This is a genomic window from Paenibacillus eucommiae (assembly GCF_017874215.1).
Lineage (GTDB): Bacteria > Bacillota > Bacilli > Paenibacillales > NBRC-103111 > Paenibacillus_AI > Paenibacillus_AI eucommiae.
The window spans coordinates 20,208-34,973 of record NZ_JAGGLB010000032.1 but is presented as its reverse complement, the minus strand read 5'-3'; the positions used below and the strand labels follow the sequence as shown (position 1 = coordinate 34,973).

The 14,766-nt window shown below is 40.9% G+C and carries 19 protein-coding genes; 5 read left to right on the top strand and 14 right to left on the bottom strand.

Features of this window, described 5'->3' with window-relative positions; translation table 11 throughout:
• Positions 1–60: 60 nt before the first annotated feature.
• The 3 genes from J2Z66_RS32995 to J2Z66_RS32985 form a co-directional block, all read right to left on the bottom strand.
• Positions 61–852, bottom strand: a complete 792-nt coding sequence (locus tag J2Z66_RS32995; protein WP_209977034.1) for an HAD family hydrolase — start codon at positions 850–852, stop codon at positions 61–63.
• A 45-nt stretch (positions 853–897) separates the two neighbouring features.
• Positions 898–1,083 carry a DUF896 domain-containing protein gene (locus J2Z66_RS32990; RefSeq protein WP_209977033.1) on the bottom strand — a complete coding sequence of 62 codons (186 nt, stop codon included), beginning with the start codon at positions 1,081–1,083 and terminating at the stop codon, positions 898–900.
• 205 nt (positions 1,084–1,288) lie between these two features.
• Positions 1,289–1,705 carry a LysM peptidoglycan-binding domain-containing protein gene (locus J2Z66_RS32985; RefSeq protein ID WP_209977032.1) on the bottom strand — a complete coding sequence of 139 codons (417 nt, stop codon included), beginning with the start codon at positions 1,703–1,705 and terminating at the stop codon, positions 1,289–1,291.
• Between the two features lie 157 nt (positions 1,706–1,862).
• Here J2Z66_RS32985 and lexA point away from each other — a divergent pair, with 157 nt between their 5' ends.
• The gene (gene lexA / locus J2Z66_RS32980) at positions 1,863–2,483 is read left to right on the top strand and encodes a transcriptional repressor LexA (protein WP_209977031.1); all 621 of its coding nucleotides are present in this window, start codon (positions 1,863–1,865) and stop codon (positions 2,481–2,483) included.
• A 161-nt stretch (positions 2,484–2,644) separates the two neighbouring features.
• Here lexA and J2Z66_RS32975 read toward each other — a convergent pair whose 3' ends face one another.
• The gene (locus tag J2Z66_RS32975; protein WP_209977030.1) at positions 2,645–2,806 is read right to left on the bottom strand and encodes a hypothetical protein; all 162 of its coding nucleotides are present in this window, start codon (positions 2,804–2,806) and stop codon (positions 2,645–2,647) included.
• Positions 2,807–3,371: 565 nt separating this feature from the next.
• Here J2Z66_RS32975 and J2Z66_RS32970 point away from each other — a divergent pair.
• Together J2Z66_RS32970 and J2Z66_RS32965 are read left to right on the top strand one after the other, a co-directional pair.
• Positions 3,372–3,983, top strand: coding sequence for an ATP-dependent DNA ligase (locus J2Z66_RS32970; RefSeq protein WP_209977029.1), 612 nt, complete (start codon positions 3,372–3,374; stop codon positions 3,981–3,983).
• 129 nt (positions 3,984–4,112) lie between these two features.
• Entirely contained in the window at positions 4,113–4,280 is a 168-nt protein-coding gene (locus J2Z66_RS32965) for a hypothetical protein (protein ID WP_209977028.1), read from the top strand.
• Positions 4,281–4,738: 458 nt separating this feature from the next.
• Here J2Z66_RS32965 and J2Z66_RS32960 read toward each other — a convergent pair whose 3' ends face one another.
• The 6 genes from J2Z66_RS32960 to J2Z66_RS32940 form a co-directional block, all read right to left on the bottom strand.
• Complete coding sequence (locus J2Z66_RS32960) at positions 4,739–5,254, bottom strand: VOC family protein (RefSeq protein WP_209977027.1); 516 nt, start codon at positions 5,252–5,254, stop codon at positions 4,739–4,741.
• A gap of 284 nt (positions 5,255–5,538) precedes the next feature.
• Entirely contained in the window at positions 5,539–6,000 is a 462-nt protein-coding gene (locus J2Z66_RS32955; protein WP_209977026.1) for a VOC family protein, read from the bottom strand.
• Between the two features lie 483 nt (positions 6,001–6,483).
• Positions 6,484–6,858 (bottom strand): hypothetical protein, encoded by a 375-nt coding sequence (locus J2Z66_RS32950; RefSeq protein ID WP_209977025.1) that lies wholly within the window; start codon positions 6,856–6,858, stop codon positions 6,484–6,486.
• A gap of 179 nt (positions 6,859–7,037) precedes the next feature.
• The gene (locus J2Z66_RS32945; RefSeq protein ID WP_209977024.1) at positions 7,038–7,715 is read right to left on the bottom strand and encodes a hypothetical protein; all 678 of its coding nucleotides are present in this window, start codon (positions 7,713–7,715) and stop codon (positions 7,038–7,040) included.
• Positions 7,716–7,994: 279 nt separating this feature from the next.
• Positions 7,995–8,075: a topoisomerase DNA-binding C4 zinc finger domain-containing protein gene (locus tag J2Z66_RS43100; RefSeq protein WP_245376037.1), complete on the bottom strand. Its 81-nt coding sequence runs from the start codon at positions 8,073–8,075 to the stop codon at positions 7,995–7,997.
• The gene (locus J2Z66_RS32940; protein ID WP_245376028.1) at positions 8,062–8,562 is read right to left on the bottom strand and encodes a restriction endonuclease; all 501 of its coding nucleotides are present in this window, start codon (positions 8,560–8,562) and stop codon (positions 8,062–8,064) included. The genes J2Z66_RS43100 and J2Z66_RS32940 overlap by 14 nt, the downstream gene beginning before the upstream one ends.
• A gap of 330 nt (positions 8,563–8,892) precedes the next feature.
• Here J2Z66_RS32940 and J2Z66_RS32935 point away from each other — a divergent pair, with 330 nt between their 5' ends.
• Both J2Z66_RS32935 and J2Z66_RS32930 read left to right on the top strand, forming a co-directional pair.
• The gene (locus J2Z66_RS32935; RefSeq protein WP_209977023.1) at positions 8,893–9,240 is read left to right on the top strand and encodes a hypothetical protein; all 348 of its coding nucleotides are present in this window, start codon (positions 8,893–8,895) and stop codon (positions 9,238–9,240) included.
• Positions 9,241–9,492: 252 nt separating this feature from the next.
• Positions 9,493–9,846, top strand: coding sequence for a hypothetical protein (locus J2Z66_RS32930; RefSeq protein ID WP_209977022.1), 354 nt, complete (start codon positions 9,493–9,495; stop codon positions 9,844–9,846).
• A gap of 440 nt (positions 9,847–10,286) precedes the next feature.
• On the opposite strand, the gene glnA is transcribed toward J2Z66_RS32930, so the two are convergent.
• From glnA to hflX, 4 genes are all read right to left on the bottom strand, one after another.
• On the bottom strand, positions 10,287–11,624 hold the full coding sequence (gene glnA, locus J2Z66_RS32925) for a type I glutamate--ammonia ligase (RefSeq protein ID WP_209977021.1): 1,338 nt from the start codon (positions 11,622–11,624) through the stop codon (positions 10,287–10,289).
• A gap of 34 nt (positions 11,625–11,658) precedes the next feature.
• Positions 11,659–12,069, bottom strand: coding sequence for a MerR family transcriptional regulator (locus tag J2Z66_RS32920; RefSeq protein WP_209977020.1), 411 nt, complete (start codon positions 12,067–12,069; stop codon positions 11,659–11,661).
• Between the two features lie 90 nt (positions 12,070–12,159).
• A complete protein-coding gene (locus tag J2Z66_RS32915; RefSeq protein ID WP_209977019.1) occupies positions 12,160–13,410 on the bottom strand; it encodes a methionine gamma-lyase family protein in 1,251 nt (416 codons plus the stop codon).
• A gap of 2 nt (positions 13,411–13,412) precedes the next feature.
• Positions 13,413–14,741 carry a GTPase HflX gene (hflX, locus tag J2Z66_RS32910; RefSeq protein ID WP_209977018.1) on the bottom strand — a complete coding sequence of 443 codons (1,329 nt, stop codon included), beginning with the start codon at positions 14,739–14,741 and terminating at the stop codon, positions 13,413–13,415.
• Positions 14,742–14,766 lie beyond the last annotated feature (25 nt).

Here is a 14,766-nt window from a genome sequence, read left to right as displayed (position 1 = left end):
TAAAAGCCCGATCCTTCCATCAGGTCATCTCCTGATAAAATGATCGGGCTTTTTGTCTGATTACAATCCCTCTATAATGGGCAATATATCGCGTAAACGGGAAACCTCATGTTTAGGAATAATGTCATCATTGCGCTTTACATTATGATAATTGATCCAAATGTTGGAAAGGCCTGCTCCACCTGAACCAAGAATATCTGTCGTAAGCTTATCCCCTATCATGATTCCTTCAGCAGGTTCTATATTCAACAAGCGTAGGGCATGCTCAAAAATCGCTAATGAAGGTTTCCCTTCCCCAAATTCACCTGAAATAATAATATGCTCGAAGTATCCGGCAAGTTCAGGAACACCTGCAAGCTTCTCACTTTGCAGATCGACAGCTCCGTTCGTTAGCAGCAGCAATTTGTATTTATGTTTAAGCTGATCCAAAACTTCAAAGGTTTCCTCATAAATCAAAGGTCTCGCACGGCGTTCGGCTGGAAATTGCTCTCCCAGCTTACGACCCAGTTCCTTATCCTCTATACCTAGCGCTTGTAAACCTTTTGTCCAGGAAGCCGTTCTGTATTCTGGTGCCAGCAGCTCCAACTTTTGGAAATGTTCATTATTACCATTACTGAAATTAGCCCACAAGCCCTCAAAAGGATTAATGCCTATTCTCTTCGTAAAGGGAAATGTTTCATAAGACTCGTAGAGCTGCCTAGCTTCCTTACGAACAGCTGCTTCCAAGGCTTCAGGATCCACTGAAACATGCTTAGCAGCTTCCTCACAGGTAGCCTTAAAGGCCTCTTGTACACTTCTTTCATCCCATAATAAAGTATCATCCAAATCAAACAAGATCGCTTTAATCGTCACTCTGCATATCTCCTTCTTCATTCTCAGCTCTTAAACAACGTCATGCTATTTCTCTTCATCCGTAAATTTAATGGAATCCAATTGTACCTTCAGCGAACTCCGAAATGCTTCAATATATTCTTTTCTAAGCAAATTGCGTTCGTCAATTTCTTCATCGGAAAGACCAACGGTCTTCGCCTTGTGCGCAAGCTCATTTATGCGTGCAATCCTTTGATCCATCGATTCGCTCATGCTCGTTCCCCCTTGCCTTATTGCCTATGATTATTTACTTTGCCATCCCCGTCAACGATTGTCAAGGGTAGTTGTGATGCTGGAAGGGATAGAAAAAAGAAAAAAGATCCCAGACATGCACACAGGGACCTTCTGATAGCTCAACTCATTATAAAGTAGTTGTTAAAAATCGATGATGAGAAATAGCTTCAAGCACTCCTTACTATTAAGGAAGAATCAGAACATCACCTTCATGAATCTCGCTGGAAGCAAGTCCGTTCAAGCTCTTTATCTTAGCAATATATGAACGTATGCTCTGCTTCTTGGAAATTCGTTCCGATGCAATGCTCCATAAAGTTTCCCCTGGACTAACCACAACTTGGGTTTTCGGTTGAACCACCGGGCTAGTGGTTGATGCAGTATTAGCATTGGCAGCAGAACCATATGAAGAGTTATCGTGAGCCGAAACATTATTTCCCGCAAAAACATGAACAAAAGCTATAAATGAAAAGAAAATCGATAAGAGAACAACGGTAGTTACAAAACGAAGCACCTTCTTGGAAACATAAGAGGTTGTTGTGCGATCTGACGAAGATTTGCAAGGCACTTCATTATTAATGCCATTGGAATAAGCAATATACATATAATTCATCTCCCAAACGTTTGTTCTATTTTGTTCTAATCACAGAATAACAAGAACAAACGTTTGTGTCAACAAAAAGTTAGAACTAACGTTTGTACGAACTCCGGTTCTATGTTATACTCTCTGTAAAGATTCCCATAGATTGGAGTGATAACCTTTGAACAAAATCTCACAACGTCAACAAGCTATATTACAATTTATTAAAACAGAGGTTAAGGATAAGGGGTATCCGCCCTCCGTTAGAGAAATTGGCGAAGCAGTTGGGCTGGCTTCCAGTTCTACCGTACACGGCCATCTGGAGCGGCTCGAAAAGAAAGGCATGATCCGCCGGGATCCTACCAAACCGAGAGCAATCGAAATTTTAGGCTTGGAAGACGGTTCCTCTAATTTTGCAAATACTGTAGCCAAAGTTCCTCTTATCGGTAAAGTCACTGCAGGTGTGCCGATTACGGCTGCCGAGAATATAGAGGATTATTTCCCACTTCCCTCCCACTATGTCGGGGATTACAACGTATTTATGTTAAGCGTTGTAGGCGACAGCATGATAGATGCAGGCATTCATAACGGAGACTATGTAATCGTCCGACAACAACAGACAGCTGACAATGGAGATATCGTTGTAGCCATGACTGAAGAAGATGAGGCAACCGTCAAACGCTTCTTTAAAGAAAAGGATCATATCAGGCTTCAGCCTGAGAATGCCGCCCTGGAACCTATTTTACTAAAACAAGTTTCCATTCTAGGGAGAGTAATCGGTCTTTTCCGTGATATTTATTGAAATCAAGCAATCCACATTCATGACAAATAGAGCCCGTCGGCTGAGGACTATCACCTCCATGCCGACGGGCTTAAATTGTTTTATTTTATTAGTAAAAACTTAACCACAGCATCGATTACCGGGGAGACATCATCCAACAGATTGCTTTAACTTCTGTATTGCTAATATATTTCTACACGGAACGTGCGCATTTTTCGCTTCTCCAAACAAAACGCGAACACCATACTACCACGAACAGTCCGGATTTCTATTTTTCGTTGTGATAACTTGCCATAATGGTCCAGATATATGATTTCCATTACTTGACCTATATATTTCTGCATTTTGGCCAACCCCCAAACATTTGTTTGCATACCTCATTATATACGAACAAAACACGAACATGCAATATGAAAGATCCTGGTAATTTTCACCCAAAAAATTTATTCATACTTGTAATGAGGTACATTCGGTCACCCATGCTAATTAATTAATAAAATTATCCCTTTCCTGTTTACATGTCCAATCAATATTGTAGAATCTGCGTATATTGATGGAGTAATCACATTTTCCTTGAAAGGGGTGGCGAATATGTCAGAGGAGATTCTTCACCGTCGCACAAACACCGCAGAAATTCTGGTCCTCTTCATCCTCCTAGTTATCATCGCTTGCACGCTTTGCTGGTAATACTGTAGGTTATCCTGCACTGTAGGTTATACCCAAGCCGTAAATTCACAGCACCCCACTAGCTCTTGCTAGTGGGGCAAACTTTGTTCCAAAGCGGCAAAATATCGAACAATCTATCATGTACCATCACATTTTCTGTCAACATCGTCCTGTCAAGCGGTAATACTTTCCGGATTCTAAATGCAGCTTCTCACGTTATAATTGGCATAGAGGTGTATAACTATGTTACTTATTTCACCAATGTTGCTTGAAACAACGAAAGAACCTTTCGATTCCGTCGAATACATATACGAACCAAAGATAGATGGACGAAGGCTCTTAATATTCAAGAACAATAGAGAAACCCGCATTTTCACACGTCATGGCAATGAAGTTACAAGGTTATATCCAGAACTATGGAATGTTCCGATTGATGGGGATGTAATCCTTGATGGAGAAGGTACCGTTATAGATCCGGAGACAGGTGACATTAATTCTGAGCACATGCAGGAGAGATCAAAGATAACCAAAAAAGCACGTATCAAAGCCGCTATGGTGCATCAGCCTGTAACATTCTTTTGTTTTGATATTTTGCGATATAACAACCGAGATCTGAGAGGCCTTCCGCTTATCAAACGAAAATCCATTTTAGAGTCGGTATTTACATCAAGCCCTAGGTATTCAGATGTAACATACGTTGAGGAGCATGGAAACGATCTATACAAAACAATTTGTGATAAAAACATGGAGGGTATTATTGCCAAACGAAAAAATAGCGTGTATGTAAGCGGCAAATCGAATGCCTGGCAAAAGATTATCAACCGGACTTATGCTGATGATAATATTAAAGGCTAGCGGAAGAATGACTGCGGATGGTTCACTTCAGTGTCTTCAGATAATGGAAGCATGCAATCTTGTTGGGTAATAGAACTGGTAGTCACGCCGCGGTTGACGATTTTGTGATATGAAATGAGGAGGTTGATTATGGAATACCAAGTGATTCATAAAGAGACTAACAAGCTGCTAACTATCACCCATGAGGATATCAATGACATGGACTACGACGACACTGGCCGTATAGTCGTTTATGGGGTTACTGGTGAAGTTTACTACCTCCTGGCAGATAGAGATATGATCAGAGAAGAAATATAGAGCCCTCAATCCCAATAAGAATAATATCGAGACCCTGGATTTTGATAGAACAAATCTGCCCCACATAAGCAAAACGCCTTGCTGTGGCCTTTGATGTGCATGTTCGTGACGTATGGTGCATGCAGGGAGTGGCTGTGGGTTCCATCCGCTGTTAAAGAATTGTTCCCTTGAGTGGCATGGATGTGGAGGTTTGAACCAATCTTTAAAGGCGGGGCGCTAACGCTCTTCCACCCCCTTCCCTCTTCTCAATTTCAATCGTACGAACAACAATCTAATATGGATAGCCTGCAAGGGTTTTTCTCTTGGTTGGAGGAGATTTCCTATCTTGCAAATGAAGACCTGAGAGGATTTGATGCTACCTTTATTAACTTTAACGATGTTTCAATCTCTCTTAAATTTTAGTTGCTGATATGAAAAGGAAGGACAAAGTTCTCGTCCCCCTTCGGAATTAATATTTCTTAAACAAATTCTTCCCGAAAAAAAATCCGAAACGCATGTTCAGGATTCTGTTTGCTAAACTGAACTAATGCATCTAGGAGCTCTTTCAGATATATTCCTTCGGATTCAAGCAGACTGTTGTACTCTGGGATAAGTATGCGTCGCGAAGCTCCAAGAGAGCCACTGGTAACCATCGTTAAAAATGAATCTACGTTTGAATCAAAATAACAATTGTCTACCTTTAATCGTTCTTTCCATGACAGGCTATTCGCTCCTGCAGGATTTCGCCTTACTATCGTCTGCAGCTCCCAAGCGACAAATTTGTTACCATCCGGATCAAAGAAATCGAAGCCTATTCCACAGCCCCCATTATCAACTAAATTACCTACCTCCACACCACCATCTTTCAAGGAGTGATACACCTCGTTAATATCGATTACTTCAAAGGCCAGCATATTCATTTGATGTCCAGGACCTGCTCCCCATTCATCGGTTTGAAAATTCATTAACTGACCCTTTTCCGCCTTTACAAACATGATTTCCATCCCATTTTGAAGTGTAATCCACGGCCATCCTCCCTTGACCAAACCAAAATGCTGTGCGAACCAAGCTTCCGTCTTTACTGGGTCTGTTGCTGGCACATAAAGGCATGATATACGTTTCAATATTGGTGTAGAAAGCGGTTTAGACTGTAGCTCATCCCAATTCAGTAGTACCTTCTTTACCTCATTAACAATAATAATCCTCTCCCACTATATAGTATTGTTTTCCCATATAAGATAGCAGGTCGCAGTGGATCGTTTCCTATTTTTGTCAGATCTCAACCCTGAGCAGGCTTACGCATCCCGCCTAGTACAATGTTATATCCGTCAAGATCTTGTAGGATTGCGTTCCTAAACTCCCATCCATTGTGTGCTTTAAAAAATGGTTCTACTGCAATTATTCCACCTTTACTACGTACTTCTTCCACTATGAGATCTAAATCGTCCCATTCAACATGTACAAACGAGTCCCATGATTGATCAGGACCTTCGAATTCACCAATTTGACGCTTTTTTGATACAGCGTTAGGTCGCACATCAGCAGATGAAACCGCCTGTTGCAAAATAACTGTCATCTCGTCACGTGTTACGTGTCCCCAAACACTAATTTCTTGAAAACCAAGTACATCACGATAATATTCTTGAGATTTCTTAAAGTCTGACACTAAACGGACTGGAAATGTTCCTCCGAATTTCCCTCTCCGCTGTTCTGTGGTTACCTCTTCTACTGACTCACTCATTTGATTTTCTTCCTCCTTAATACCATATTTACCCAGTAATTATACCGTACATTTGTTCGCATGTAAATAATAATCTTATTAGGTATAACTCCCAGTTAGTTCCGTAAGTAGTACGGTGTACTCGTACTTGTTCATGTATTTAAGTAAACTAATTTTATAAATAGTCAGATGAAAAAAATATAATTTATTTATTACCTTCAATGTCATCTGCTTACTTTTTGAGAGAGTATAAACACCTGTAGCTCCTAGTCCGATGGACGATCTTAATAAATTTATCCTGTAATAATACAGGTGTTATTACAAAAAGAAAAGCTATGTCCACAGCAACAAAAGGAAGATACTTACTTGGTAAAATCCCTAGTCTCTTAAACACACCAACATAGGCTGTAACGATTGCAGAGATTGATATTATTTTTGTCCTTTCATAATAAAAAACCTCATTCCATTTTCAGAAATGAGGCAATAAATTATTCACTTTTCGTTTCATTTAAGTTTTTTTGCAAATTCTCGTAATTCTTCTGGATTGTGGGTTTGGAATAGAAGTTCTTTATCATCAAAGATAAGAACGAGATTATCTGGATACTTAGATTCTACTCCTAACCTTTTTAACCACTTATGCTCATCCTTTGTTCTATATATTTGGCTTTTTTCAACTTGCTCAAGTAATTTAGGTTCCGAATTTATGACTTCGAGAACTTGATATTCATAATCCGCTGAACTAGAAAAGAGGGGCATCGACAACTTACCATTCTCATTACTTGTTAGTTCTTTCAAAATATCTGATTTATTCGTTCCACATGCTGACAGAGTAATCAATAGGGATAAAAACAATGTAAAAATAAACAATCTTCTGGACACTATATACCTCCTGACATTTTTCTGTACTTAGCCATCGATTATTTCACCAAGCAGTCAATACATTACCATAAAATTTCCGTTCTGTCCCGCGTTTCTTGTTAACTTAAATCTCTCGTTAGTTCAGCAAGCACTTTCGGTACTTCAACTCAAAAAGAATAAAATTCACTTTTATCAGCTATTCATTTAATTTCCTTTTTCAATTTACGTGCGCTCAAGAAAAACAAGATTCCTACTACAATGAGGACAATTCCGAAAATAAAAATAACCCTGGGAATAACATAAGCGAGAGGATTAATCGAAGCATAATTAATATCAGACTTATACCCAATCATTGCAGAAGTGGTTATTTTTATTAAATGTATATCTAGGTAATCATCTGAAATATTCTCATTGTTAAAACGGTCTTCATTGGTTATATGTTTAGTCTCCAATTTCTTTTGATTATTAATTAAATAAAGATTCCAGCTCTTTGCGTTCGGTGGCATTGATTGTACAATAGCTGTTAGATCGTTCTGGTGACTTGTCTCTTTTCTGTTGTGAATACTATAAATGTTTACCCATAATCGTCTTTTTTCGTCTTCTAAGACAGGTACATCCATAGGTTCGAAAAGTACTTTTCCGTTTAATAAAACTTGGATATTTGCTACATTTTCTCCTTTAGGGATCTCGTTAATTTCAATACTATTTCCATTTATCTCAAAGTGGTTTGTATTATAATCTGGTTCATTAATGAAGTATTTTTTTTGTAATGTTTTAGATATTTGCTTCTCTTTGTACATTACATACAGAGGGTCAAATGTAGCTAGAGAAATCATGAGACCTAAAATGATTAGACTCACTCCGATTATTATCTTCAAATGCAGAACCACCTTAATGAAACAAATTTCGATTTTAAGTATATAGCTGCCGATAACACCATTCTATTCCAGCTAATTCTACTTGGGTAGTTCTAATTTATATAGGACCTACTTTTGTATGAATCTTTTTATTGTTAATCAAACATCATAAGACAATAACTGGGATCAACGATATTCCCATAAGCATCATTATTTCTCGAAATTTATAATAAAAAAACCTCAGTCCGCAATGGAAAGAGGGTTTTGATATTTGGCAATCCCGTAGTTATTCACAGATCTCTAAATCATTTGCATATGCCTGCATTTTGGATATGTACTGCAACCTAAAAACTCACCTTTAGTGCTTTTACGTAATATCATTGGCAGCTTCCGTATAATTCTGATTAGAGACCACCCAACCTTCATTTGCTCCGTAATGCCGAATAGATCCTTGAACCTGCTGTACTGCTTCTATTCTTACATTCTTGCTATATCGCTTTGCTTGGACTACTATCTTCTTTCCTTGCTTTGAAATAACAAGGTCTGCTCCGTAATCACCAGCCGAACGAGTTACCCTAACATCATAACCTCTATTCTTAAAAAGCCCTCCCAGGTATATTTCAAACTGTCTTCCATCCATTTTATCGATATCAGCGATTCCGGATTTCCTTAGCCTTTCCATTCGGTTCATATATTGAATAATCATAACTGATATTAATACAGCAAAAGCAACAACGGATACACCGATAGATATGGACATTGACTTAGTGAAATAGTATGTACCAAAAAACGATATGAACATCACAAAACCAAATAAAGCTTTTAAAAATTCTTCTTCTTGCTTAGCCTTACTCTTTCTTCTAGCCATTGATTGCTTCCTTTCATAGTTCATTTATAGCATATTTTTACATCATATTATAATTTCATTACTTTTAGCAGTTCTTAATACCTAATTATAGAATCTTAATTTCGCCAGTTCCTTTTCTCTCTGTGATGACAGAAAGAGGATCCATACTGCATTAATACTTCAATGTATACTCATTCAATTCATAATATTTTTTCTTTTTTGTGGTAAAATATACCTATATTTGTTACACTAGATTTTGTTGAAAATACTCCCATTTAGGATAAATAAAGAAAAGGGGTTGATTGCATTAAAACTCGCAGTAGAGTTCCCTTAATATTGTTGTTCGTGTCCGTGACTGTAGTGATAGCTTTCGTAATTTTCGATGATGATTACAACGGAAAAAATGCTAGAAAAACTGTAACAAAAATAGAAGAAAATCATTCAGAATTACTGAAGTCTACGCCTCAATCTGAGGTAAGGGCCGATAATACAACCAGTACCAGTAGCAGTACCTCAGCTAGCATTTCCACCATATATAAATATATGATGGATGAATTTGATCAAATCACAAATTATGGAGATAATTACGATCCTGAAATCCATGACTTGCAAGTTTTAAAAAGAGCCAGTGAACATTTTAATATTTCTATATCAGAAGCTGATAAGATTTATCTTGAAATGGCCACCTCTGGATTTTGATAGATTTTTAAATTATTGTCCAGAGAAATTACTTTATACGCTTACCATCCATGCATTAAACAAAGTTGCCTTTATTCCACAATGGAAAAGTGCTATTAATTCAAAGGGGAGTTTATCATTAAACGATACATCAGCAAGTTTATTGTAATTTCTTTGGTTTGTATTTTTATGTCAGCATGCTCTAATGACGATATTAGTTTTAAGTATAAAATGAAAGCCGACTACTCAAGTGTTCTAAATAGAGACCAAGCTATGGAGTTGATGAGTTACTTAGAGGCAGCTGTGCAGTTCCAGAAAACTGCTTTTGACTCGGTTGAAATAACCGATTTAGAGAAGGAACTTAGTACGTGGTCTGGAGAAATAACAAGATATTTCAGAGATGCAGAAGCTTGTGAAGTTTGTTACAGTATAGGCGACTTGTTATTTGATCATAGTGTTTATGTTGTTGGTACCGTTCAAGCAAAGGCTTTGCATGCTGTGGCGAAAAAGGATGAAAGTTTAGGAATAGAATCAGAAGCTAAATCCTTTATTGATACGGATAAAATATTCAGCCAAGAAGAGAAAGCACAAGCTGCTTTATTAGGCTTCAAGAAGTACGTAGATTAAGATACAAGGATTCCCAAGCTACCGATAGCAGGCAATCGGCCCCTAGTAGCCTAGTAATCCATTTTGAAGAGGACTTTTGCTTATACCACTAAAGCAGCTATATCAAGCTCACATAAACTCAGCCGGGCGTTACTCTAGTCGAACGAAGATCTAACGAAGAAATCTTTAGGCAAAATTAAATAGACCCAAAACAAAAAAACCTCAATCCTCAATGGACAGAGGGCTTTTTGTTGTGAATAATTTTTGTTAGTCTTTCTCCAGCAGCTAAAAATCAAATCATTAAACCAATTCTTCGTCATTATTCGACAAATAGGAACATCCTCAAATAGTCAAAAAATTTGGGGGCATTATGGGGGCAACCCTATCTCACCTCTCAAATATTTCGAACTGCCCCCACAAAGAAAAACCCCCGACGCCTAGAGCGCCAAGGGTTCCACATTTTAGTAAAGAGTCAAATACTGATCCCGTTCCCAAGCGTGAACTTGAGTGCGATACATATCCCATTCAATTTCCTTTAGCTCATAGAAATGAGCCAGGGCATGTTCGCCGAGGGCGTTACACATAATTTCATCGCGGATAAGTTCATCCAGTGCCGATTTCAGGTTAACCGGCAAACTTGGAATGCCCTCTTCGATTCTCTCTTCTTCGGTCATCACATAAATGTTACGATCGGTTGGAGGAGGAAGCTGCATCTTGTTCTTAATACCGTCAAGGCCTGCAGCGAGCATCACAGCCAGTGCCAGGTATGGGTTAGCAGCCGGATCCGGATTTCTCACTTCAACACGGGTGCTTAATCCGCGGGAAGCCGGGATACGAATCATCGGGCTGCGGTTGCTTGCAGACCATGCTACGTAACAAGGAGCTTCGTAGCCTGGAACCAGACGTTTGTAAGAATTTACGGTTGGATTCGTAATAGCTGCGAAAGAACGAGCATGCTTGAGAACTCCAGCCATATACTGACGGGCAACAACGCTTAGTCCAAGCTTATCGCTCTCATCATAGAATACGTTCTCGTTGCCTTTAAATAGCGATTGATGACAGTGCATCCCTGAGCCATTAACACCGAATAAAGGCTTAGGCATAAATGTCGCGTGCAAGCCATGCTGTCTGGCAATCGTTTTAACTACAAGCTTAAACGTTTGAATTTGATCGGCAGCTTTAATGGCATCGGCATATTTAAAATCAATTTCATGCTGTCCAGGTGCTACTTCATGGTGAGAAGCTTCGATTTCAAAGCCCATCTCTTCAAGTGTAAGCACGATCTCGCGGCGGCAGTTCTCCCCAAGATCGGTAGGAGCAAGGTCAAAATATCCGCCTTGGTCATTAAGCTCCAGGGTTGGGTTGCCTTTCTCATCCGTTTTGAAAAGGAAGAATTCCGGCTCTGGTCCAACATTCATCGCTGTATAACCCATTTCCTCCGCTTCTTTCAACGCATTCTTCAAGATGCCGCGCGGATCTCCAGAAAAGGGGCTGCCATCCGGAAGGTAAATGTCACAAATAAGACGAGCTACTTTATTTTCAGTTACCCAAGGGAAAATAACCCAAGTGCTAAGATCAGGATATAAATACATATCGGATTCTTCGATTCTCACATAACCTTCAATGGATGAACCGTCAAACATCATTTTGTTATCAAGCGCTTTTTCCAGCTGGCTGAGTGGAATTTCCACGTTTTTGATAGAACCTAACAAATCCGTAAATTGCAAACGGATAAACCTCACATTTTGGTCCTTGGCGATTGCCAGGATGTCCTCTTTAGTGTAATTTTTGTAGCCCATGTCAGTTTCTCCTTTCAAAGTAAAAAGCTATGAATTATTGATAAAATCGGGAAAGCTCACCTTGTATGAGTGATACCTGTCCAGGACGATTCCCGCCGCCGAATAATTGCTGCTTGAGCATTTTGTGAAGTTGGGACTCCGTCATCTCCTTGCGCTTTACTTCGGAATGCTCATTAAGAACCGTTGCCTCTTCTGAATCTTTGGAGACAGGGAGAAGCACCTGCTTGATACCTGCGATGTTAACGCCTTTTTCGATGAGGTCTTTAATTTCCAATAGTCTCTCGACGTCATTGAAAGAATACAATCTTTGGTTGCCCGAAGTTCTGGCGGGAATAATAAGCTCATGCTGCTCATAATAACGGATTTGCCTTGCCGTCAAATCGGTCAGCTTCATGACAATCCCAATGGGGAACAATGCCATGTTTCTGCGAATATCATCGGTCATGTTAACATCACTCCTGTGCAGGTTCTACCTACAACTAATTGTAACTGGCTAACAATAATCTGTCAAGTTGTGTTAGCTTTATTCACAAGACTACAGGAGATTTTTTTTCGTCATATAATCTAACACGGTTAATATCCCTAATTTGCAGTGGGAATAGGTAAGCCCCCCCTGCATGTAGGCGATATAGGGTTCTCTAATAGGCGCGTCAGCCGACAGCTCAAGGCTCCCGCCTTGAATAAAGGTTCCAGCTGCCATAATCACGGGGTGTTGATAGCCCGGCATTTCCCAAGGTTCAGGTACGACATGAGCGTCTACAGCGGATGCTTTCTGAATTCCTTGGACGAAAGTAATAAGATGCTCCGCAGAGGTGAAACGTATCGCCTGGATCAGATCCGTTCGCTGCTCTTTCCAGCTCGGAGACGTTTGATAGCCCAAATCTTCAAATACAGCAGCTGCCAAGGTCGAGCCCTTGATCGCTTGTCCAACAAGATGAGGAGCAAGGAAGAGCCCCTGAAACATAGCTCTCGTCGCCCCAAGCATCGCTCCGACCTCACCACCAATACCTGGCGCTGTAAGCCTGTAGGCGGCAAGCTCTACAAGCGAGCTGCGCCCAGCAATGTAACCTCCGGTCGGAGCAATTCCGCCGCCAGGATTCTTGATCAGCGAGCCCGCCATCAAGTCTACACCAACCTCAGTCGGCTCCAGCACCTCAGTGAACTCACCATAGCAATTATCGACAAATACAATAACTTCCGGATTGATTTCTTTGACAAAGCGGACCATTTCCGCGATTTGCTGCACGGTAAAGGAAGGTCGCCAATCATAGCCGCGAGAGCGCTGGATGCCAATTACTTTCGTATTTGTCTGCATAGCTCTCTCAATTCCCTGCCAATCCGGTGTCCCCTGTTCCAGCAGTGCTACTTCGCCATATTCGACCCCCCAGTCCTGCAGGGATCCCAAACCGTCTCCCGGCTTGCCGATAATTTTGTGCAGCGTATCATAAGGCTTGCCTGTTATGTAGAGCAGATGGTCGCCTTGCCTTAAAACTCCAAATAACGCAGTACCAATTGTATGGGTACCCGAAACAAAATGCGGCCGGACCAAAGCTGACTCCGCACCAAATGCATCAGCATACACTAAATCAAGCACTTCTCTTCCGCGGTCATTATACCCGTAGCCAGTGGAGGAAGCAAAGTGATAGTCACTGACCCGATGTTTCTGAAAAGCCTGGATCACCTTCCATTGATTCGCATCGATGGTTTTCTCAATTTGCTTAAAGACTCCCTCAACCTGCTGTTCCGCACGTTCCATTTGATGTAAGAGCTTATCATCGAACTGCATAATTATTGATTCTCTCCCTCTTCCCCACTTTGTTCCTGTAAAGCAGCATCCTGATCATAAGCAGCTAGTAAATAGCCTGACTTTTCATAGTCATCTTTGTTGACAAGTACCTGAAAAAGCATTTCTTCGCCATCCATCTCATTATCCAGTACATCCCCTATCCTGTAAACAAGTGAGATTAAATCCCCTTTTTCCGCAGGAATACGGAATCTTTTCGTCTCACCCATCAGCTTGTCTTGAATAGCATCACGAAGCCGGCCCAGGTCTTCCTCCGAATAAGCGGAAATTTTCAGAAAAGCCCCTTCTGTCGAAAGCAATTCAAGCTCCTGCTGGGAACAAAGATCAATTTTATTGAAAACAGTAAGCTGCTCCTGCTTGTGTGCGCCCAGCTCCTGCAGCACCTGAGCGACTACCCTCATTTGCTCTTCCCGCATTTCGGATGAGCTGTCAACCACATGGAGAATCAGATCAGCCTCATTCGCTTCTTCCAAAGTTGCGCGAAATGAAGCAACCAGATCATGCGGCAAGTTTTGGATAAAACCAACTGTATCTGTGATAACAATTTCTTTACCACTTGGCAGCTCCATCGACCTTGATGTCGGATCCAGCGTGGCGAATAACTGGTTCTCAATAAATACATCCGCATCTGTAAGCTGCTTAAGTAGTGTGGACTTTCCTGCATTCGTGTAACCTACCAAGGCAACTTGATAAACCCCGGCCTTCTTTCTGCGCTCACGATGCAGCGTCCGGTGCTTCACCACCTCATGCAGCTGCGCCTTCAGCTCGTCGATTCTTCCACGTATGTGTCTGCGGTCTGTTTCCAGCTTCGACTCACCGGGACCCCTCGTTCCTATCCCGCCTCCCAGCCTAGACAAGTTCTTCCCCTGGCCGGACAGTCTTGGCAGCAAATAACTAAGCTGAGCGAGCTCAACTTGAATAATACCTTCCCGCGTCTTGGCGCGTTGAGCAAAAATATCCAGGATCAGCTGCGTCCGATCGATAATTTTCACGTCCAGACTCGCTTCCAGGTTGCGTACCTGGGCCCCGGACAGCTCCTGATCGAAGATCGCTGTATTGGCATCCAATGCCTCTAGACGTAATCTGAGCTCCTCTACCTTTCCCTTACCAATAAACCATTTGGAATCAGCGGATTCCTTATTTTGCGTCATTGTCTCCAGAACTTCTACGCCAGCCGTCTCCGCAAGCTGCACAAGCTCTTGGAGAGATTGCTCTGCTAAATCTTCATTTTTCTTTTGCTTTTGGGTAATCAAGCTGACAAGAACGGCGCGGTCCAATAATTCGCCTGTTACTGTATGTGAGGTAGGTTTCATGCCAAGTCTCCTTTTATTCGGATGG